Annotated in this window: 16 protein-coding genes and 1 other annotated feature; of the genes, 4 read left to right on the forward strand and 12 right to left on the reverse strand. The window is 45.4% G+C overall.

Annotation, left to right across the window (positions count from 1 at the left end; all coding sequences use genetic code 11):
* Position 1: 1 nt before the first annotated feature.
* The 3 genes from BM358_RS08095 to BM358_RS08105 all read right to left on the reverse strand — a co-directional run bounded on the left by BM358_RS08095 (position 2) and on the right by BM358_RS08105 (position 3,720).
* Entirely contained in the window at positions 2 to 1,825 is a 1,824-nt protein-coding gene (locus BM358_RS08095; protein WP_028540553.1) for a DNA repair helicase XPB, read from the reverse strand.
* A 176-nt stretch (positions 1,826 to 2,001) separates the two neighbouring features.
* Complete coding sequence (locus BM358_RS08100; RefSeq protein WP_023989320.1) at positions 2,002 to 2,430, reverse strand: CBS domain-containing protein; 429 nt, start codon at positions 2,428 to 2,430, stop codon at positions 2,002 to 2,004.
* A gap of 84 nt (positions 2,431 to 2,514) precedes the next feature.
* Positions 2,515 to 3,720: a M20 metallopeptidase family protein gene (locus BM358_RS08105; RefSeq protein ID WP_028540552.1), complete on the reverse strand. Its 1,206-nt coding sequence runs from the start codon at positions 3,718 to 3,720 to the stop codon at positions 2,515 to 2,517.
* 251 nt (positions 3,721 to 3,971) lie between these two features.
* Here BM358_RS08105 and ftsW point away from each other — a divergent pair, with 251 nt between their 5' ends.
* Positions 3,972 to 5,231, forward strand: coding sequence for a putative lipid II flippase FtsW (ftsW, locus tag BM358_RS08110; RefSeq protein WP_023989322.1), 1,260 nt, complete (start codon positions 3,972 to 3,974; stop codon positions 5,229 to 5,231).
* 226 nt (positions 5,232 to 5,457) lie between these two features.
* Here ftsW and BM358_RS08115 read toward each other — a convergent pair whose 3' ends face one another.
* On the reverse strand, positions 5,458 to 5,823 hold the full coding sequence (locus BM358_RS08115; protein ID WP_013310912.1) for an Asp23/Gls24 family envelope stress response protein: 366 nt from the start codon (positions 5,821 to 5,823) through the stop codon (positions 5,458 to 5,460).
* Between the two features lie 192 nt (positions 5,824 to 6,015).
* Here BM358_RS08115 and cax point away from each other — a divergent pair, with 192 nt between their 5' ends.
* On the forward strand, positions 6,016 to 7,086 hold the full coding sequence (gene cax / locus BM358_RS08120; protein ID WP_028540551.1) for a calcium/proton exchanger: 1,071 nt from the start codon (positions 6,016 to 6,018) through the stop codon (positions 7,084 to 7,086).
* A gap of 140 nt (positions 7,087 to 7,226) precedes the next feature.
* On the opposite strand, the gene BM358_RS08125 is transcribed toward cax, so the two are convergent.
* From BM358_RS08125 to BM358_RS08145, 5 genes are all read right to left on the reverse strand, one after another.
* Positions 7,227 to 7,517, reverse strand: coding sequence for an Fpa/YlaN family protein (locus tag BM358_RS08125; RefSeq protein ID WP_007431028.1), 291 nt, complete (start codon positions 7,515 to 7,517; stop codon positions 7,227 to 7,229).
* Between the two features lie 141 nt (positions 7,518 to 7,658).
* The gene (locus BM358_RS08130; protein WP_013310915.1) at positions 7,659 to 7,901 is read right to left on the reverse strand and encodes an HPr family phosphocarrier protein; all 243 of its coding nucleotides are present in this window, start codon (positions 7,899 to 7,901) and stop codon (positions 7,659 to 7,661) included.
* Between the two features lie 89 nt (positions 7,902 to 7,990).
* Positions 7,991 to 9,106, reverse strand: coding sequence for an aminopeptidase (locus BM358_RS08135; RefSeq protein ID WP_028540550.1), 1,116 nt, complete (start codon positions 9,104 to 9,106; stop codon positions 7,991 to 7,993).
* Between the two features lie 76 nt (positions 9,107 to 9,182).
* The gene (locus BM358_RS08140) at positions 9,183 to 10,034 is read right to left on the reverse strand and encodes a hypothetical protein (RefSeq protein WP_023989325.1); all 852 of its coding nucleotides are present in this window, start codon (positions 10,032 to 10,034) and stop codon (positions 9,183 to 9,185) included.
* 195 nt (positions 10,035 to 10,229) lie between these two features.
* The gene (locus BM358_RS08145) at positions 10,230 to 12,215 is read right to left on the reverse strand and encodes a sensor domain-containing diguanylate cyclase (RefSeq protein ID WP_028540548.1); all 1,986 of its coding nucleotides are present in this window, start codon (positions 12,213 to 12,215) and stop codon (positions 10,230 to 10,232) included.
* 436 nt (positions 12,216 to 12,651) lie between these two features.
* Here BM358_RS08145 and rpsD point away from each other — a divergent pair, with 436 nt between their 5' ends.
* Positions 12,652 to 13,251, forward strand: coding sequence for a 30S ribosomal protein S4 (rpsD, locus tag BM358_RS08150; RefSeq protein WP_025723468.1), 600 nt, complete (start codon positions 12,652 to 12,654; stop codon positions 13,249 to 13,251).
* 79 nt (positions 13,252 to 13,330) lie between these two features.
* Here rpsD and BM358_RS08155 read toward each other — a convergent pair whose 3' ends face one another.
* Positions 13,331 to 14,200 carry an AraC family transcriptional regulator gene (locus BM358_RS08155; RefSeq protein ID WP_028540547.1) on the reverse strand — a complete coding sequence of 290 codons (870 nt, stop codon included), beginning with the start codon at positions 14,198 to 14,200 and terminating at the stop codon, positions 13,331 to 13,333.
* A gap of 199 nt (positions 14,201 to 14,399) precedes the next feature.
* Complete coding sequence (gene tyrS, locus BM358_RS08160; RefSeq protein WP_013310921.1) at positions 14,400 to 15,653, reverse strand: tyrosine--tRNA ligase; 1,254 nt, start codon at positions 15,651 to 15,653, stop codon at positions 14,400 to 14,402.
* A gap of 66 nt (positions 15,654 to 15,719) precedes the next feature.
* Positions 15,720 to 15,986 (reverse strand) — a binding site (T-box leader).
* A 135-nt stretch (positions 15,987 to 16,121) separates the two neighbouring features.
* Here tyrS and BM358_RS08165 point away from each other — a divergent pair.
* Positions 16,122 to 19,145: a transglycosylase domain-containing protein gene (locus tag BM358_RS08165; protein WP_028540546.1), complete on the forward strand. Its 3,024-nt coding sequence runs from the start codon at positions 16,122 to 16,124 to the stop codon at positions 19,143 to 19,145.
* Positions 19,146 to 19,263: 118 nt separating this feature from the next.
* On the opposite strand, the gene acsA is transcribed toward BM358_RS08165, so the two are convergent.
* Positions 19,264 to 20,979 carry an acetate--CoA ligase gene (gene acsA, locus BM358_RS08170; protein WP_028540545.1) on the reverse strand — a complete coding sequence of 572 codons (1,716 nt, stop codon included), beginning with the start codon at positions 20,977 to 20,979 and terminating at the stop codon, positions 19,264 to 19,266.
* Positions 20,980 to 21,169: the final 190 nt, after the last annotated feature.

Consider the following 21,169-nt stretch of genomic DNA (forward strand, 5'->3'; position numbering starts at 1 on the left):
ATTAGGCCTCCTTTTTCTTTCCACGATCTCCAGGCTTATCATCCCGGCCTACGATAGCCTCTGTCACACTAAATCTGCGAACCGCATATTCATAGCCTTGCTCAATCAGAAACAGCTGACGACGAGCTGCAAAATCCGTCTCCTTGCTATTCTCCGTCACTAGCGCATAAAAATAAGCTTTATTCTCGCCCGACTTTGGTCGCAAAATGCGGCCCAGTCGCTGCGCTTCTTCCTGGCGAGAGCCAAAGCTACCCGATACCTCTATGGCTACTGCCGCATCCGGCAGATCCACCGCAAAGTTTGCAACCTTGGATACCAATAGGGTCCGAATTGTACCCTTGCGGAACGCATCAAACCAACGCACCCGCTCCGTCTGGCTCATTGAACCCGTAATCAGTGGGACACCGAGCTCCTGAGCCAATATACGTAATTGGTCCAAATATTGACCAATAATAAGCGTGGGCAAGCCGCTGTGCTGCTGCATCAGGCTACGTACCGCCTCCAGTTTGACCGGATTTTCGGCTGCAATTCGGTACTGCTGTCTACCCTCGGCACGCATACTGCGCTCCAAAAGTTCAGCTGTCATTGGAAGCCGTAGCTCCACACAATCGACCTGAGCGATCCAGCCCTGTCGCTCCAGTTCCTTCCACGGCATATCATACCGTTTGGGTCCAATTAAAGAGAACACATCGCGTTCACAACCATCCTCTCGAACCAGCGTGGCTGTTAACCCCAAACGACGGGTAGCCTGAATGTCAGCCGTCGCCCGGAATACTGGCGCGGGCAGCAAATGAACCTCATCATATATAATGAGTCCCCACTTCCGCTCACTCAGCAGTTTCATATGCTCAAAATCCCCATCTTTGGTGCGACGGTGTGTCAAGATTTGGTAGGTCGCCACCGTAATCGGACGCACCTCTTTTTTCTGACCACTATATTCCCCAATGGAATCGGCAGGAATATCCGTCTTTCGTTTTAACTCTTCTACCCATTGCCGTACAGAAGTAGTATTAGATGTTAGAATAAGCACCTCGCACTGAAACCGATTCATTACCGCCATACCTATCACTGTTTTTCCGGCTCCGCATGGAAGCACCAGTACACCACTACCCCCTAAGCCGTCCGCTCCTTCAAACGCATCAGCGGCCTTTACTTGATAATCACGAAGCTGCAACTTCGTTTGTCCCTTTCCCAAGGTGAAACTAAGCTGATTCCCCTCAAGATAGCCTGCCGTATCCACAACGGGATATCCCAAGCGCGTTAATTCCTGCTTGAGCAAGCCCCGATTTTCGGGCGGGACCGATGCGCTTACCTCATCAACGCGAAGTAAACCAAGCTGTTTGAGCTCTTGCTTGGTCAGTAGCTCACCCAGTAAAGCGGGGGTCTCTGCTGCCAAGATCAAGCGATCACCCATTGTATAGCTGTTGGCTTTCCCTGTCTTTATACCTCCGTCTGGCTCATGCTCAGCACGGTATGCGCCAATCGTATCTGTGCTATAAGTTCGCTTTTCTTCCGTACCCTCCCGTGAAAGCGTCAACGTCCCATAACGAGAAACGAGCTGTTCAATATCCTTCAACAAATCACGTGGAATATCCCAACGGGACATGGAGTGCAAACTATTTTGAATGTCCTCAGCACTCCATCCGAGGGCAGCTGCGTTCCACAAAGACAATGGAGTGATGTGGTATGTATGAAAAGCGGACGGGCTTTTAACCAGCTCCGCATAAATCTGCAACTGTGAACGAGCCCATTCTGAACCGGGCAAGCCCATTTCCAGCAGAACGGTAAAATCACGTTGTACAATACAAGGATGATCTGGATTCATAACTACCTCCTGATAATCTAACAATACATCATTTTAAACTTATATAATAAATAGCTTATCCGTTTATTGGCATATCAACCAGAATAGCAAGGAGCCCAACCCATATTCGGGTTGAACTCCTGATTAGAAGCTCGGGGTAAAGATCTCCCCAAACTAATACTACCTTAATTATTCTTCTAGTGGACCTGCTCGGAAATATGACTAAGCGCCTCTCCAGCGTTGTCTGCAAAAATATTACGAACAGCCAAATCCCCGATCGAGACAATCCCGATCAGACGGTCTCCTTCCGTTACGGGCAAACGACGGATTTGCTGTTCTGCCATCAGTTCAGCTGCTTGGTCCACCGACATGTCCGCACTGGCTGTACGAATACCTGTCGTCATGACGGTATCGACCGAACCCGAACCCGAATTTTTAGCCGCATAACCGCGAACGACAAGATCACGGTCCGTTACTACACCGATCAACTTATCACTGCCTTCGCTTTCCACAACCGGAATAAAACCAGTATCATTGTCCTTCATTTTGACCGCAATTTCATAAATATTGTCCTGCGGGGTAACCGTTACGCATTTTTTAGTCATAACTTCCTGAACCTTTTTCATGGGTACTCCCTCCTTTTCAACAGTAGGGTACCCCATTTCATTAACCTCATACTCCAGATTGAACCGTTCCCAATTCAACTCATTTTAGCCCTTAATTGCCCCTGCGTTTCGTTCCGCAGCGTATCCCATAGACATCGCAATAAACAAACGAACCGCGTTAATCATAGCATCCTCATCAAAATCAAATTTTGGATGATGGTGTGGATAAACTGCTCCTTTAACTGGGTTACCCGCTCCTACGAACATGAAGCAACCTGGCACACGTTCCAAATAATACGCAAAATCTTCAGCAGGCATCAACTTCGACGCTTCCTGCACATTCTCCTCGCCGAAAACAGATTTTGCTTCATTAAAGAAACGAGATGCTTCATGTGTGTCATTGACAACTGGTGGGTATCCCATAATATAGCGAACCTGTGCTGTTGTACCGTATGTTGCGGCTGTAAGCTCCGTCACCTCATGCAGTCGCTCCTTCATTACCGTTCGTGTCTCCTCATCAAACGTACGAATCGTTCCACTCAAGCGACACGTTTCTGCGATCACATTTTGCGCAGAGCCCCCTTGGATGGTTCCCACCGTCAGCACGGCAGGTCGTAATGGGTCGACTGAACGGCTTACAACACTTTGCAGTTGCATAACAAGAGCTGAACCCGCCACGACACTATCATTAGTGGACTGGGGCATCCCACCATGCCCACCCTTACCTGTGATTTCAATATAAAAATCGTCTGCCGCCGCCATCAACGGCCCTGCGCAACTCGCGGCCGTCCCGACCGGAAAAGGTGTCCATAAATGGATGCCATAAATGACATCCACACCTTCCAATATACCATCCTTTATTACACTGACCGCTCCGCCAGGCAGCAATTCCTCCGCAGGTTGGAACAACAACCGAATTTCTCCTTGCAGCTCGTCCCGATTCAGACTGAAATAGTAAGCCGTTCCAAGCAACGCGGATGTATGTCCGTCATGGCCGCAAGCATGCATGGCTCCGTCCACGCTGGAGCGATATTCACATTCCTTTTCATCCTGAATAGGAAGAGCATCCATATCGGCGCGCAGCAAGACGACAGGCCCAGGTTTAGCACCACGAATGGTGCCTACAACACCGTGTCCCCCTACCTGACGGCGAATCTCGATTCCCCAACTCTCCAACTTATCCGCCACAAAAGCTGCGGTTTTGCTTTCTTGAAAGGAAATTTCGGGATTCTTATGTAAATGTCTACGCCACTCCACCATGTTTTCTTGCAAACGATCAAACCAGATCTTATCTATCGCATGTTGTGTCAATTCTGCTCCACCTCTCCTTTTAAAGCACCGGGCAAGTTCCCGAATTAATCATGCAGCGTCACCACGTATGCACCGCTGCTCTCAAGTCTTCATTTTCATCCTATTGTAGCAGATATGGAATTGTTGCGATATCTGTTGCTTCAGGGAGGTTGCAGAAGCCCAACAAACATAATATGATAAAATGGATAAACGATAAAATGATAACCGTCTGCGAGGAATATACCTTGTGGCGAATACCGGGGGAAGCTGATATGAGAAATACGAAGCCGGAGACTCGAAGAAGAGGCACACCGGATTTTCAATTGCTGATCCTCACTTTGTTATTGGTTGGATTCGGTGTAATTATGGTATTTAGCTCCAGCTCCAGCGTAGCTCTGCTGAATAAAGAATACAATTTTGACTCTTTATATTTTGTGAAGCGCCAATCTGCATTTGCTGTACTTGGACTTTTTATTATGTTGGTAGCTATGAATATTAAGATGGAAAAATATAAAAAGCTTTTTGTACCTTTATTTTTCATAACTATATTACTGCTAATCATCGTTCTTTTTACAGGCTCACTTAACGGCGCAAAAAGCTGGCTCAGGTTTGGTAGTGTTGGCTTCCAGCCAACGGAGCTTGCGAAAATTTCCATCATTCTTTACTTATCCGCACTAATCGTCAAAAAAGGAGATCGCTTTAGAGATCTGCGGACTGGCTACATACCTGTAACAGTCATTGTAGGCTGTGTTGCAGGACTCATCATGCTTCAACCTGATTTAGGCTCCTGCTTCATTTTGGTTGCTACCAGTGGTCTGATTATTTATGCCGGTGGAGCCAGTGTCAAGCATATTACAGCATCAATTGTTCTGCTCGTGCTAGGCGCTTCCATCGTATTTGGCATTGGGTCATTGTTTGGAGGAGATTCTGGAACCACAGATGGACAAGCTGCTGCCAAGCAAGATTATAAAATCGGACGCTTTCAAGCCTTTCTTAATCCCGAGAAATATAGACAAGGAACAGGATACAATCTGGTACAGTCCTTGCAAGCTATAGGTGAAGGCGGTTTAAACGGGGCAGGATTTGGTAAAGGTATTATCAAGCTTCACTATCTTCCTAATTCATTTAATGATTTTATCTTTTCTGTAATTGGTGAAGAATTCGGATTTGTCGGAACAGCCATATTCCTGATGCTATATTTGTATTTCATTTGGCGAGGCATGATCATTGCTCTGCGTTGCCATGATCCGTTCGGAACGTTGGTAGGCACTGGCATCATGGGTTTGATCGCTATTCAGGCCTTCATTAATATCGGCGGTGTAACCCAAACGATTCCAATCACTGGCGTAACGCTTCCATTTATCAGCTTTGGTGGCTCCTCCCTACTTGTCATGATGTTTTCCATGGGCATTATGCTCAGTATTTCTCGTGAGAACACCAAACAAGCGGTGCAGGAACGCACCACAGGGGTAGCTGTCCGTAATGAAGTACCCAATCGCTTTCAAACGCGTAGAACCAACCGTTTTCGTTAAAAAAAGAACTTCCATGGACCACTTACAACGGTGGCTTTGGAAGTTCTTTTGGTTATGTATAAAAATACGGGAATCCTCTGTAAAAATGGCTATACTGTTGATTCACAAAACGAAAACTGGCGATTCTATAACCACCAGTTTTCGTGTTTTTATTCGGGTTATCCCACGGAATTCCCGGCATTTATACAATTGGTGAAAAACGTCAATTTATCGGTTCCTGATTCTTTTACACTGCGTCGTCCTTGAACGCGACACCTTCCACTTTTACGTTCACTTCCACGACCCGCAAACCCGTCATACTTTCGACGGCTTCTCGCACATTTTGCTGAAGAATTCGGGACACCTCATGAATAGGTGTTTCGTAGAGCACGATAATACGTAGATCAATGGCAGCTTCCAGCTGTCCAACCTCCACTGATACGCCTTTTTGCACATTTTTACCGCTCAGCCTTTTGGCCCAGCCTTCCGATAAACCGCCTGACATTGCAGCAATGCCCGGTGTCTCTAATGCGGCCATCCCGGCAATTTTACCTACGACATCGTTGGAAATCTTGATGTTTCCTGCTTCCAGTTGTTGAATTTGCTCTGCCATGACCTATGTCCCCCTTCATCCATCCTTTATTTGTATTGTAAAGCCTCAGCCACTCCAAATGCAAACCCTACGTATGAAAAACAACTTTCGTTTACAACCTATATCATTTTGGGTATATTAATTTAGAAAATCCATACAAGTGACAGCTTTCACCAAACTTGTACACATCTATTGATATCGAGGTGCTCTTCATTGAAAAAATGGTTATCTCCCGCTTTGCTTATAGTGACATTTGCTCTTAGCGCAGTCGCTCATTACACGCATTGGAACGCTATAGCCCAATTTGTCATTTGCGCAATTTCTGTTGTATTCGTAGCCGGTTTTCTCGGCAGGGCGACCGAAAGTGTCGCGCATTATGCTGGCCAACGTTTAGGCGGATTCTTAAATGCCACCTTTGGTAACGCAGCCGAACTGATCATCGCCATCTTTCTTGTTAAAGAAGGTCTTTACGATATGGTAAAGGCCAGTCTTACCGGTTCCATCATCGGTAATCTGCTGCTGGTGCTCGGAGCAAGTCTGTTCGCTGGCGGTTTAAAGTACAAAGTGCAAAATTTCAATATATCGCTGGCTGGATTAAGTGGTTCTCTGATGATTGTGGCTGTTATTGCCTTGTTCGTTCCAGCTGTCTTTCTGAACACACACGTTATCACGGACAACGAATCAGATACGCTCAGCCTCATTGTCGCAGGCACGCTCATTGTCGCGTATATTGCGTGGCTTATTTTTTCTATGATTACGCATAAGGACTATTTAGCTGATGTGACCGAACAAAAAGATGAAGAATTGCCACATGAGCATGCCCCTGTATGGTCCAGAAACAAATCCATTGCCTATTTGGTACTCGCTACCGTCATGGTCGCTTTTGTCAGCGAATGGCTGGTAGGTACACTGGAGGTATTTACGACCCAATTTGGGCTCAGCGAATTGTTTGTAGGTGCCTTCCTCGTCGCTATTATTGGTAATGCAGCCGAACACAGCGCTGCTATTTTACTGGCGATGAAGAACAAAATCGGTGCATCTGTCGAAATAGCTATCGGCAGCAGTTTGCAAATTGCACTATTTGTTGCCCCTGTGCTGATTTTTATCAGTTACTTTATGGGAAACACGATGAATATTGTTTTCACCACAATTGAGCTGGTCGCCATTGCTGTCGCTGTATTTATCGCCAAATCCATCACCCAGGATGGCTCAACCAACTGGTATGAGGGACTCATGCTACTGGTAGTGTATGTATTGTTAGGTGTATCCTTCTTCCTTGTGTAGCTTTTAAGGTTTTAAAATGTGCATTAGGATGGTGGAAGGGCGATGCGCTTTTACCATCCTAAAAGAACATTTTTTAAAAAAAGGCATCAAAAAAAGCATGCTCTCAAACTACGCATGCTCTCATCAATTCAACCGTCTTCCTAATTGGCCTTATTATTCATGGCCTCATATAGAATAGCCAGATTGCGTTCCAGCTCACTGACCAGCTGTTTACCTACCATTTCCGGAAGAAGTCCAGCGCGAACCGCAAAATCCACTTCCTTGGAAAATCCGTACATCTGAGTATCCAGCACTTCCTCATAGAGAGGGCAATAACGGGTTGCCAGATTCTCCATCTGTACTTCAATAAGCTTCTTTATTTTATCTGCATCTTCCTGAAGCAGATTAATAGCCTTGATATTCAATTGTTCCTGCAAATCAGATGAAGTCATGGATTCTTCCCCCCTATGTCTCAATGTCGCACAAGACGTCCTATCCTTAATATTAGACCAAATTGCAGGCTAATACAAGAACCTGACAAAAAAAGCATCCCTACAGTTACAGGTAGGGATGCTTTTGCTTCAAGAATAAAGTTAGCTGGCTACTGAAATATGAAGTCCGTGCTTCTCGAACACCTCGATGATCGCTTTCTTAGCTTCCTCCGCATCTGGTCCATGAACGTGTAGTTCATAGCTATGGCTGCTGACTAGGGTCGTAAACAAGCCCAGTATACTTTTCACATCAATATACTTATTTTCGGAATGAAGGACGATGGAAGAGGTGAACTTGCTCGCCGTCTGTGCAATTTCAACAACAGCCGCGTTATTATTGGACATAGAGATCCCTCGCTTTACTGAATTGTCATGTATCGTTACTCATCCATAATAATACATTGAAATCGCTTTCTCAGCAAGAACGGATATCGTTATTTTAAATTTTCAGGGTTTAATGGCTCCAGCTCAGGCAGTACAAAGATGCCGTCTTTACGAATCAAAACATCGTCAAAATAAATTTCACCACCGCCATATTCTGGACGCTGAATCAACACCAAATCCCAGTGGATGGATGAACGATTACCGTTATCCGCTGTTTCATAAGCTTGACCTGGTGTAAAATGCAAGCTGCCAGCGATTTTCTCGTCAAACAAAATATCCTTCATTGGATGTAAAATGTGCGGATTAAACCCGATGGCAAACTCGCCAATATAACGTGCTCCCTCGTCAGAATCAAGAATATCATTCAGCCGCTTCGTATCGTTACTCGTCGCTTCCACGATCTTACCATTTTCAAAACGGAATTTAACATTTTCAAAAGTAATACCATTATACAGGGTTTGTGCATTGTAGCTGATAGTTCCGTTAACGGAATCACGTACAGGTGCGCTGTATACTTCGCCATCCGGGATATTGCATTGACCTGAACACTTGATAGCTCCGATTTGCTTAATAGAGAAATTCAAATCCGTACCCGGTCCGCTGATCCGTACCTTGTCCGTCCGATTCATCAGGTCTGCCAATGCATCTTGAGCTTTGTCCATTTTTGCATAATCCAGATTACACACATCGAAATAAAAATCTTCGAATGCTTCTGTGCTGATATTCGCCAATTGAGCCATGCTGTCATTCGGATAACGCAGCACTACCCATTTGGTGTGTTTCACCCGTTGTTCGCTATGTACCGCATGCTGATAAATGGAATTATACATTTTCATTTTATCTTCCGGCACATCTGACAGATCATTTACATTTTCCCCTGCACGAATTCCGATGTAGCAGTGCATTTGCTTCATCCGGTTAAGGTCAATCTCAGCCCAGGTCTCCAGCATTTCCTTTGTCGCGTGACGAAGCATGGCGCTCTGTACCTTACGGTCTGTAAGTTGTACAAAAACATTTCCACCTTTTTTACCAACTTCATGAATGATGGCGTTAAGCAAGTCACGCTCTGTACCAATCATTTCGATCAATACATTTTCTCCAGGCTGCACCTCAACAGAGTAACCTACCAAATTTTCCGCCAGCTTAAGTGTTCTAGGATCTTTCATGTAGTGTCTCTCCTTCTCTATTTCATTCTTTTTGAACAATGGTTAATTCAAAATTCATTGTATCACGCCCGCTCCGTTACTTGTAGTCCTCAAAAGTAACTCTGGTTATCAAAGCCTCTTGATGCAGCTCTTCATTCACTCCCTGTCGGGAAATCCTGCATTCCGATGAAAGCTTTAAGGGTAAACCTGTTTGGCGATCTATGGTCAGATGATACACAGTACGCACAATGGATTGCTCCAACTGGTTGCTCATATCCTCACAACTTTGTGACCATACTTGAGTCAGCTTCTTTTGCAGTTCTCGATTCGTTCCTGTATGCTGCGTTTTTAATATCCCGATTTGAGGGTTTAACGTATTCATTTCTTTTATTAAACGATCTTTCAACCAGCGCTTTGCCGAAGCAGATTCCGGTTCAATCCTCAACATCCAAGTTCCCCGGGCAGCTCCCGTTTCCATACGAATGCTCTTATTCAGTGTATTTAATTCCTCAAGCTCCTGAATCGGATTGAAGCGATTTAACATACCATTTCCACCCAGAGGGGGATAACCGGATGTCAGCGCAACCCATTTTCCACTCTGACGAAGAAAATGTTCTTGTGTAACATCATGCTCGGACTTACCTTGTTGCAGGGCTACGTAGCCACCTTGCTTACGAAAAGCTTCTGTAGAGCCCCAATGCATGATCAATTCATCGTGATTTCTTAGCCTACCGCGATATTCAAACTGCTTATTCGTTGGCAGACCACTGTCAGCTCTAATTGCAGTCCGTCCAGTAAACGTTACCATCTCTTTGCCAGCCATTCCTGCAACAGATCTCTTAAAAATCTGCTCAGGAGTATATTGTCGATCCAGTGCACAACCACTTAACACACCTATCACAAGGAACACACCACAAACCTGCATCACCCATTGCTTTCTCCAATGCATCCCATCATCCATCCTATCCTGAACATAACTGTACTCATGAGCAATAATCCTGCTTCAAGGCAGTTATGCTACCTGGTTCACTTTATCGTGTTTTCCCTATAGTTCAAACATACACACGATAAAGCTACGTTTAGGATTACCTGTCTGCAATGGGTTATGCAAGACAAAAAGAGAACATTCCCTAAGGAATATTCTCTACACATTGGCTACATGATCAACAACTATTCGATTGCGTCCTTCATTTTTCGCTTCGTACAAGGCCATATCAGCGCTATAAAATAAAGATTCAATACTGATCTGCTCGTCCAGCCAGTTCCATTCAGCAATCCCGCAAGAAACAGTCACCTGAGGCTCGGTTTCATGCTGTACACGGTAACGTATTTTTTCTGCATATCCGAGCGCCTGCTGTACCCCCAGCTGCGGTAAATAAATGGCAAGCTCCTCGCCGCCCCATCTGGCACATACATCCTCATCGCGAGTCGCCGAACGAACGATATTGCTGACGCTTTTCAGAATTTCGTCACCCGTCTGATGCCCATACGTATCGTTCACCTGTTTGAATTGATCAATATCTACCAAAATAAGAGATCCACAGAAATCCTTTTCCTGATGTTGCTGAATGATTTGGTCCACATAATGACGTACATACAGACCTGTTAACATATCCATATTAGCCAAACGTCGCACCTCAGCGTGCAGCATAGCATTGGTTACCGCCAACCCGATGTGAGGGGCTAGCATTTGCAGCATTTTGTAATTATCATAAGAGAAAAAGTGTGGAAGCTTGCTGGACAATAGTATAACCCCTCTAGGAGTACCGCTGGTCTTCATAGGTACAGCCATCAAAGACTGGGAGTCCGTCGCATCCATAAAATGAGAGGTTATCTTCCCATCCTTTCTATAGTCCGACACAATCACTGGTTCTCCTGTTTTGCGTATCAGTCCAGCAAATCCCTCTTCATGAGGGTAACTTTCTAATTTTAAGCTTTCCACATTACTCGACATGACCTTAAAACAGCTTCCATCCTGATCAAGCTGTACAATACAACAAAAGTCAGCCATGAACATTTTTAATAACTCCTGCACGGCAAATTCAAATATTTCATTTAACTTCAGGCTCTGATTCAAGCGCTGAACCAGTTCATTAATGAGACGCAATTCATGAATAAGTACATTAGATTGCTCAAGCAGCTTCGCATTTTCAAATGCAGTGCCAGCCGTATCCGCCATCATGGCAATCAGCTCTACATCCACTTTTTTCATACTATCCGCACCCGATGGAAGGATCATATGGAAAACACCGTATACACCCTGCTTGCCACGTAATGGGATGCCGATTTCAGTCATTTCATCTTGTGTACCGACAGGCTCATTCACAGCCATTTGCCCTTTCATAAATGCACGGACGCATACATCTTCGTCCCGTTCATGCAGCAGCAAAGGTTTGACCTGCGGATTGCGACTGTGTCGATCCTGACTCATATACAAGGTGATATCTACATGGGGAAACAAATAGGCGATGCTCCCGAATACCTCATCCAGCACGCCTTCCACGTCAATTTTGTCATGCATCCGTTTTACAATCTGAAATAAAATAGAACGGCGTCTACCTTCACGATCGCTTCGATTCTGCATCCCAAGGATATCTTCCATAAATATATACTCAAACTTCGAGTAAAAGCAGGATTTAAAATGTAAAGCAGCTGCTAACAATGTGTCCTGATTTGAGACAGAATGTTGAGCAGGCCGTGTAAAACGAAGAGCGGCAAAGGGCTCCCTCTTGTAATTACGGCATAGTATGGGAACCATATACACAAACGCAAGGCTTCCATCACGAAGTTTGCGCTGACTCACTTCCATCTCTCTAGATATGCAACAACGTTCGACCAAATCCAAATCCTCGTCATCATCTTCTTCCCTACCAGCAACACGAACACCTATAAAATTAAAAACAGCAGTATATTCTTCGTTAATCCAGGATATACCATTGCTCTGCTGTAACCAACTCCGATATCCTTGGACAAGCAGCTGGTTAATATAGGGGAAATCATAGGGTGTCATATCCATGTTCTGGAGCCAGGCAAAAGACGTATATCCTTTATCATCAAACAGCGGAGCACCGCCAGCCTGGACTGTTTTACTGTCAAGCATTTGCTGATCCGTTGTTGAAAATTCCGACATATTAAGGCGCTCCTTCACAGCAAAATTAGCTGTACCAAGACAGCGGCTATACACCACTATAGCTCATAATATGATCTATTTTACTCTCAACTCTAGAAATTTGCATCCATTTTTCAGAAATTCGTCCCACTTTTTTAGTTCTTAAGCCCTATCGACAAATTCTGACGTTTTCATTCTTTTTCTTTTCTTGACATTGACCCACTCTTACATATAGTATATATTAATGAAAAAGACTGTACGGCAGAACTATCTACTGTGCGGATCTTAAATTTTGGGCGTAACAGTTTGTGTCACCCTCATCTTTTTTGTTGCTGACAGGACAGCGGCTGAACTTTTCTGTCAGTAGTGCGTCTTACCTTAATTGGTAGCGCCGAACAAATTGGAGCGCAAAGAGAGCCCCAACTCAAATTTTAATTATGAAGGAGTTAACTCTATAATGGCACGTTACACTGGTCCTAAATTTAAATTGAGCCGTCGTCTCGGTATTTCCCTGAGCGGCACAGGTAAAGAATTGAAACGCCCTTTCCCTCCGGGACAACATGGTGCAAACCAACGGAGAAAAATCAGCAACTACGGTATGCAGCTTCAAGAGAAACAAAAGCTGCGTCACATGTACGGCTTGGGTGAAAAACAATTCCGTACCCTGTTCAACAAAGCTCAACACATGCACGGTATCGCTGGTGAAAACTTTATGTTCTTGCTGGAAAGCCGCCTGGACAACCTTGTGTTCCGTCTTGGCTTTGCTAATTCCCGTGCAGGCGCACGTCAATTGGTAGCTCACGGTCACGTTACTGTGAACGGTAAAAAAGTTGACATCGCTTCTTACCAAGTAAGTCTTGGCGACGTGATCGGTCTTCGTGAAAGAAGTCGTTCCCTGTCTTCCATTAAAGAAGCTTTGGAAAACCGCAACCACTTGGCAGCTTACCTGGAGTACAATGACGCAGCTCTGGAAGGTAAATTCATTCGTTTGCCTGAGCGTGGCGAATTGTCCCAAGATATCGATGAAAAACAAATCGTCGAATTCTACAACCGCTAATCCTTGTATTAGCACCAAAAAGCACCCGAATTTATTCGGGTGCTTTTTTTATATTTCCTATGCATCGAGCCTGAGGGTTTTATTCAATGGGGATGTATACCTTCATACTCAAGTGATCTGGATAGGAGGAATTCATCACGTCCGTAATTTCAAAATCAGGCCCCTCCCTCCGTTCAAAATTAGAATTAGGAAGCCATGTGCCATAGATAAAGTCTCGTATATTCTGAACCCGTCCATCTGAACCCGAAGCGTCAAACTCAGCATACTTCCCTGCTGGAATCTCCATATATACGAAACCCTCTGCCAGTTCTTTTGACTCTTCTTCAACTGCCTCGCCCACCACAAATGAAAATGCACCGTTGTCTTCAAATCGACAGGCAACCCCATATGACATTCCCGGTGCAATTTTGTTCGGGATAAACATAAAATATTCATTTGCTCCAAAGTGCCCATAAAACCCTGGGATTTCTTTATAGTGCTGCTCATTATTCAGATTTGTTTTATATTCATATCCTACAATTTCAACTGTTTCGAGCTGCAATATCACCGGCTTATTCACATCCAAATCCCCTATCGTATTTTTTTGGTAATCCAGAAAATTGATTTTACTTTGCGCAGGAAACTCGATATCACCGTTACGATACTTCCCAGGGGTGATCCCAAAATTCTTTTCAAAAGCGCGGGTAAAAGCTTCTTGTGAGTTGTACTGATACTCAATAGCAATGTCCAACACTTTTTGATTGGATTGTTTTAGCTGTTCAGCCGCCTCGGACAATCTTCTCCTTCTTATATATTGTTGAACCGTAAAACCCGAAATGGCCTGAAAAACCCGTTGGAAATGAAAAGCTGAAAAACAGGCCTGTGAAGCAATCTCGGCAATTTTTAAATCCTCCCGGAGATTCAATTCAATAAACTCAATCGCACACTGAATTCGTTTAAAATAGTCCATATAATCCTTCCCCGCACTTGTAATTGTTTTGGTTATCTATCCTACACCCAAATTGTGCAACCCACGTTTTCATTATGTATAACTCTTTACCTACATGTTTGATTATTTGTGCTAAGTTTACCATGACTTTTCACTTGTCAGAAAAAAAAGCAACGCTGAGATCGATACAATCTCAGTGCTGCTTTTGAATATATTTTCATTATCCAAGCTTGATTTTAGCAAATTTCCGTTTACCTACCTGCACAATGTCGCCTTCCTTCGGCGTGTATGCTTCGTTCACATCGGTCCATTTCTCTTCGTTAATTTTGACCGAACCCTGCTGAATACTGCGCTTGGCTTCACCATTTGATGCTGCAAAGCCCAGATGAGTCAGCAACTGGATCACACGAATGCCACCTTCTTCTAACTGATCAGCCGTCAAGGTGAACTCTTCAATATCGTCAGGCAGCGCACGTTGCTGGAATACGGTCACAAAATGCTGCTTCGCTGCTTCCTCTGCTTCTTCGCCGTGGTACATGCGCACTAACGTTCCAGCCAGCTTCATTTTGGCATCACGTGGATGTACTGAGCCGTCCTTAACACCTTTCGCCAGCTCTGCCAGCTCCTCGTTGTTGATATCCGTTGCAAGCTCAAAATATTTCAGCATCAGCTCGTCAGGAACGGACATGGATTTCCCGTATATTTCGTTTGGCTCCTCATCAACACCAATGTAGTTCCCCAAACTTTTGCTCATCTTCTGGACGCCATCCAGCCCTTCAAGCAATGGTAATGTAATAGTAGCCTGCGGCTCAACTCCGTATTCTTTTTGCAGGGTTCTGCCCATCAGCAGATTAAACTTCTGATCCGTCCCCCCCAATTCAATATCGCTTTGGAGAGCCACGGAATCCATGCCCTGCATCAGCGGGTAAAAGAACTCATGGATGCTGATCGGCAATCCGTTTTGGTACCTTTTTGTAAAATCATCTCGTTCCAACATACGGGCAACCGTTACTTTGGCCGACAGGGTTACTACATCAGCAAAAGACATTGGCCCTAACCATTCGGAATTGTAGAATACCTTTGTTTTTTCAGGATCGAGAATTTTAAAAATTTGTTCCTTGTACGTTTGTGCATTACGCTGTACATCTTCCTCAGTCAGTTGCTTACGAGTCTCCGATTTACCTGTCGGATCACCAATTCTGCCTGTAAAATCTCCGATAATCAGTTGCACTTGATGGCCTAATTCCTGGAACTGGCGCAGTTTGTGCATAACAACCGTATGTCCGATGTGAATGTCGGGCGCAGATGGATCAAGACCCAGCTTAATTTTGAGCGGCTCGCCGCTAACGACCGATTTAATTACCTTACGCTTCAGCTCATCCTCCGGTACAATTTCCGCCACACCCCGCTGTATCACCTCTAGCTGTCGCTCGACCTCTACCTGTTGCTCCGGCTTCAATTCTTCCCACTTCATCCTGTATACCTCCTATTTTTCATCCAAAATATTACATATTAGACAAACCAAAAAGCCCCTTTCATCCCAAGGGACGAGAAGGAGCTACTCGCGTTACCACCCTAATTAAAGAAACGCATGTCAAAGACAGACATTTCTTTCACTTCATTCCTATAACGGGCCTACACCCGGTACTGGATTACTATGGTAGCTTCGCAAACCTGCAAATGCTTTCCATTCATCCAGACAGCTCCAGACGGTAATTCAAAGGAGGGACGCTACCGATTCACACCACCCATCGGCTCTCTGCACAACGTGATTCCGCCTTCTACTGAAGTCTTTCTCTGCTTTTCACGATATTTACTTTGACCTATTTATAACACACTGCTTTTATGTAGTCAACGACACCAAAAGACAGGCTTTTTAGCATATGGGTTCATTTTGTAATTTTATGCTATAATAATGGCTGTTATAAAGGAGGAAGACTTAATGGTTGAAGAAAAAAACAATGTATCAGCGCCAAAGCCTTCCCGCTTGAGGACAACCATGCGAAGGCTCGGCCGTGTCATAAAGTGGGTCATCATCATCGGTTTTATGGGGGCACTATTTGCAGGGGGGGCCGCCGCTGGCTATGTTGCTTCTATTGTAAAAAGCGAACCCGTGCGTTCCAGATCCATGATCCTACAGGAAGTAGATAAGAATGCAATTACAGGCTTCGCTTATTTCAATGATGGCTCTCCCATCGGACAACTTCGGACAGAAGAAGATCGAAGACCTGTCACGTTTAAGGAGATTCCACAACTCGTCATTGACGCAGTCATTGCCATTGAAGATAATCATTTTTATGAGCATAAAGGTGTCGATTTGTCGGGAACGCTGCGTGCTGTGAAGCAAAAGGCGCTGCATGAATCCGTACAAACCGGGGGTAGTACCCTCACCCAGCAGCTTGCGCGTCGTGTCTTTCTAAATCTCGATCGCACGGATGACCGCAAGGTCAAAGAAATTTTGCTGTCTCTGCGCCTTGAGCGCTTCCTGAGCAAGCAGCAAATTATTACGGCCTATCTCAATAAAGTACCTTTTGGTAACGGTTCAAGCGGTTACAACGTCTTTGGCATTAAAGCAGCGGCCAAAGGTATTTTTAATGAGAATGATCTGAACGAGATTAATGTAGCCCAGGCCGCCTATCTGGCAGGTTTGCCACAGCTTCCTTCTTCTTATTCTGCTTACAACGGTAAGGGCGAGTTTAATGAAGCTGGCTTTAAAAGAGCCATCAACCGCCAGCACCTGGTGCTCAGTCGAATGCTGGAGGAGAACAAAATCAATAAAGCACAGTATGATGAAGCGATGGCTTTTGATATCAAAAAATCTCTCGCACCACGCACTGTTAAAGCTTATAACACCTATCCATACCTTATGATGGAAACAGAACGACAGGCTGCGCAGGCACTCATGTCTGTCACCAATCCGGGTCAAGCAGCTAATGCCAGTGCAGATGCCAAGACCAAGGACGATAACGATTTACTCAAAGAAGCTGAACAGCAGCTTCGCACAGGCGGTTATATGGTGTACACCACCATTGATAAGAGCGTCTACAAATCTATGCGTCAAATTGCAGAAAATAAAAACAACTTCTCTGCCACTAGTAAAACCAAGGGTAACGAACAAGCAGCGGCTATTCTGATTCAGCATAAAACAGGCGCCATTCTTGGAATGATGGAAGGTCGGGACTTCCAAAAGGAGCAGATGAATTATGCCACGCAGATGGTACGTCAGCCAGGTTCGGCAATGAAACCGATTGCTGCCTATCTCCCTGCATTGGACAGCGGTCTTGTGCAGCCTGGTAGTATCGTGGATGATGCCCCTATTATTTTGAAAGATGGCAGTAATGGATATCACATTCCGAAAAATGCTAACAACCGCTATCAAGGATTGGTTACGGCGCGTTATGCACTGAATCAATCGCTAAATACGATAGCACTCAAGCTGTTTAACGAAAAAGTAGGGATTAGCAATGCTTGGGCTTTTGCTAAAAAACTGGGTATCACCACCTTGGAATCCAGTGATAACAACGCTCAAACGGGTGTACTTGGCGGCTTGGCCCATGGGGTGACTGTCGAGGAACTCACGAATGCATATGGAGCCATTCCAAATGGCGGTGTGTTTAATGACGCCTATATGATCGAAAAGATTGTGGATTCGCAAGGCAATATTGTATATAAGCATCAGGCTAATCCTGTGCAGGCCTTCTCACCGCAAACCGCCTACCTGATGACGGATATGTTGCGTACAGCCGTGTCGGAAGGCACAGGCAGACTGGTGAAGCGGAACTTTGATCAATCCGGCAAGATTCCGATTGCCGGCAAGACAGGCACTACGCAATCCTACACTGATGTTTGGTTCGAGGGCTTTACGCCTGACGTCACGCTGGGTGTATGGGTTGGTTACAAGCAACCTGTCAATAAGCTTGAAACGAAAGTCCAAAAAGAGCGGGCTCGTCGCTTATGGGCTCTAATCATGAATGAAGTAACAGCTAAAGATGCCCAGCTGTTCCAAACGGACAGCTTCAAGAGACCTGACGGCATTGTAAGCCGTACAGCATCCGCGTATGGTTCGGACATTTATAACAGTAAGTATCCACCTAAAAATAGTGAAAATGGTGTGAGCCGTGCGAAATATATTACCTACCAAGGTGTGAATTATATTCCACGCGATGGTACACCGGATGATATGTTATATGAACGGACCGTTAGAAAACGGGAAAAGCCCATCTCAGAATTGATTAAAGAGCTTCAGCAAGCCTTCAAGGTGATGAGACGACATAATTCGTTGTCCTACTATCTGCCTCAGGATGCAGATAAGGAAGCTCCTACTCAGATTGATCCACGCAAGGACGATGGAGCAGCCCCTAACGCTCCATCTAGCATCAACGTAAGCTATAGTGACGGCAAAGCCATAATCAGCTTTAGCCCAAGCGGAAACAGCGACGTCGTAGGATACCGTCTGTATCGTTCTACAGATGGGGGCAGCTTCCAACGGCTTGGCAAGGTTGTTATGGCTGATGGCTCCAAGGTGTTCTCTGACAGCCCTGGGGGCAGCAACTCCAGCTACTACGTGACCGCCGTTGATGTAGGCGGCCATGAGTCTGGGCCAAGCACGAAAGCAAGCGCAGCACCTGTGGTGCCACCTGCAGATTCTGAGTCTCCAGACGTTCCGGGCGAGGGAGATGGAACAGGTGCACAGCCTACAGAGGTTCCTACTGCCCCTGGACAGCCTCAAGCTAAAGCCGCTGGCTCATCCGTAGCGCTCCAATGGAGCGCAGGTAAGTCTGCGGACGCTATTACAGGCTATAACGTGTATTACAGCGAAAGCGGTGCGGAGCCTTTTACAAACATAGGCTCTACCGCATCTCCCAGCTTTGAATATAAGTCGGGGAAAAAGCCAAAAGGCTGGTTTCGTGTCACTTCCATGAATGCCATGGGGGAATCGGCTCCTTCCGGAGCCGTCCGTCCATAACAGAAGACAAAGCAGAAAGTGATAGGGTGAATATGAGATTCACCCTATCAAAAAGGGAGTCCCCTTAGCCATTAAGGCTTTGGAGACTCCCTTTTTTAATTCTAATATGCACAGCACTTCAATCCTCTATGGTAGATAAGTCACCTGTAGGAAGGTTAAGCTCCCAGGCTTTCAACACGCGTCTCATAATTTTACCGGAACGGGTTTTGGGTAGCTTTTCCTTAAACTCAATTTCGCGTGGAGCAGCATGAGCAGACAGCCCTTCCTTAACGAAGCGATAGATGTCCTGCTGTAAAGCTTCAGACGGTGCATAGCCTTCACGCAGTGCAACAAAAGCCTTGATAATCTCTCCCCGCACGGTATCTGGTTTTCCAATGACTCCGGCTTCCGCTACTGCAGGATGCTCCAGAAGCTTGCTCTCCACCTCAAAAGGGCCAATTCGCTCCCCGGAGGAGTTAATGACATCATCAATCCTACCCTGAAACCAGAAATATCCGTCCTCATCCATGTAAGCTGAATCACCCGATACATACCAACCGGGAAAGCGGAAATATTCCTGAAACTTGTTCGGATTGTTCCATATACGATTCATCATGGATGGCCATGGTGTACGGATCGCCAAGTGGCCCATCCGGTCAGGAGGCAACACCTGCCCTCTGTCATCCAAAATAGCAGCCTGAATACCTGGGAGTGGCTTTCCCATCGAACCCGGCTTAATTGGCAGCTCAGGGTAATTACAGATCAACTGTGCTCCTGTTTCCGTCATCCACCAAGTATCATGAATGCGCTGTGTATACACTTGCCATCCCCATCGCACCACTTCTGGATTCAGCGGTTCCCCAACGGATAATACATGCCGCAGACTGCTGAGATCATATTTGGAAACAACCTGCTCCCCTGCGCTCATCAGCATTCGAAACGCTGTAGGAGCACTATACCATATGGTCACTTCGTGACGCTCAATCGTGCGGTACCAGTCTTCCGGGCTGAAACGCCCCCCACGAATGACATTCGTCGCTCCATTTAGCCATGGAGCAAAAATACCGTATGATGTTCCCGTGACCCAGCCAGGATCAGCAGTACACCAATACACATCATCTTCCCGCAAATCCAGCACCATTTTGCCAGTATAGTAATGCTGAATCATCGCATTTTGCACATGATACACGCCTTTGGGCTTGCCTGTTGAGCCTGATGTATAGTGAATAATTAATCCATCTTCACGATTCAACCATTCTGGCTCAAGTTCCTCTGAGGACATAAGCATTTCTGTCTCGAAATCGATAATTCCCTGCTCACGTGCATCCATATCACCAACCACAAAAATATGTCGCAGCTCAGGAAGCTCCTCACGTTTTACCCGTGACAGAAGCGCAGGTGTGGTCACTAATGCCACCGCCCCACTATCCTCCAATCGATCCTTAACCGCAGTTTCCATAAACGCCTCAAATAATGGACCGACAACAGCTCCAACCTTTAGAACACCAAGTAAACTAATAACCAGCTCGGGTGAACGTGGCATGAAAATAAACACCCGCTCCCCTTTACCAATACCGTATTTCCGCAGCACATTTCCGAACCTGTTAGAACTAGCACGAAGCTGAGAGAAGGTGTAGGTTTCGTGACGGTTTGCGTCACAATACAATAGTGCCGCTTTCTCACCTCGTCCTTCCTGTACATGTCGATCAATGGCTTCATGTGCCATATTGACCTTGCCTGTTTCATACCACGTAAAATGACGCTCTGCATCCTCCCACTGAAAGTTGTTGTAAGCTTGTTCATACGGGCCCATGTTGGATGTGGGAACTACAGTCTGGAGTTCTTCAATCTTCATGCGTTAAGCCTCCTCACAATGGATTAATGAGAATCACACAGAACAAGATAACGCTTACAAAATCAATAAAGCAGATGAAGTCCTTTGGTGTACTGGTTGATTTAAGCACTTAATTGTGAACATTTTATGTCTAAAACAGTATATCATAGGTCAGGATGTGACGACCATCCTTTTCATTTAATTGTTTTTT

This window comes from Paenibacillus sp. cl130 (assembly GCF_900116035.1).
Lineage (GTDB): Bacteria > Bacillota > Bacilli > Paenibacillales > Paenibacillaceae > Paenibacillus > Paenibacillus polymyxa_B.

Bases quoted from the DNA above. Each gene is read 5' to 3' on its own strand.
- BM358_RS08095 (WP_028540553.1), bottom strand. From the start codon at position 1,825: ATGAATCCAGATCATCCTTGTATTGTACAACGTGATTTTACCGTTCTG.
- BM358_RS08100 (WP_023989320.1), bottom strand. From the start codon at position 2,430: ATGAAAAAGGTTCAGGAAGTTATGACTAAAAAATGCGTAACGGTTACC.
- ftsW (WP_023989322.1), top strand. From the start codon at position 3,972: ATGAGAAATACGAAGCCGGAGACTCGAAGAAGAGGCACACCGGATTTT.
- BM358_RS08115 (WP_013310912.1), bottom strand. From the start codon at position 5,823: ATGGCAGAGCAAATTCAACAACTGGAAGCAGGAAACATCAAGATTTCC.
- BM358_RS08125 (WP_007431028.1), bottom strand. From the start codon at position 7,517: ATGACTTCATCTGATTTGCAGGAACAATTGAATATCAAGGCTATTAAT.
- BM358_RS08130 (WP_013310915.1), bottom strand. From the start codon at position 7,901: ATGTCCAATAATAACGCGGCTGTTGTTGAAATTGCACAGACGGCGAGC.
- BM358_RS08135 (WP_028540550.1), bottom strand. From the start codon at position 9,106: ATGAAAGATCCTAGAACACTTAAGCTGGCGGAAAATTTGGTAGGTTAC.
- BM358_RS08140 (WP_023989325.1), bottom strand. From the start codon at position 10,034: ATGCATTGGAGAAAGCAATGGGTGATGCAGGTTTGTGGTGTGTTCCTT.
- BM358_RS08145 (WP_028540548.1), bottom strand. From the start codon at position 12,215: ATGTCGGAATTTTCAACAACGGATCAGCAAATGCTTGACAGTAAAACA.
- rpsD (WP_025723468.1), top strand. From the start codon at position 12,652: ATGGCACGTTACACTGGTCCTAAATTTAAATTGAGCCGTCGTCTCGGT.
- BM358_RS08155 (WP_028540547.1), bottom strand. From the start codon at position 14,200: ATGGACTATTTTAAACGAATTCAGTGTGCGATTGAGTTTATTGAATTG.
- tyrS (WP_013310921.1), bottom strand. From the start codon at position 15,653: ATGAAGTGGGAAGAATTGAAGCCGGAGCAACAGGTAGAGGTCGAGCGA.
- BM358_RS08165 (WP_028540546.1), top strand. From the start codon at position 16,122: ATGGTTGAAGAAAAAAACAATGTATCAGCGCCAAAGCCTTCCCGCTTG.
- acsA (WP_028540545.1), bottom strand. From the start codon at position 20,979: ATGAAGATTGAAGAACTCCAGACTGTAGTTCCCACATCCAACATGGGC.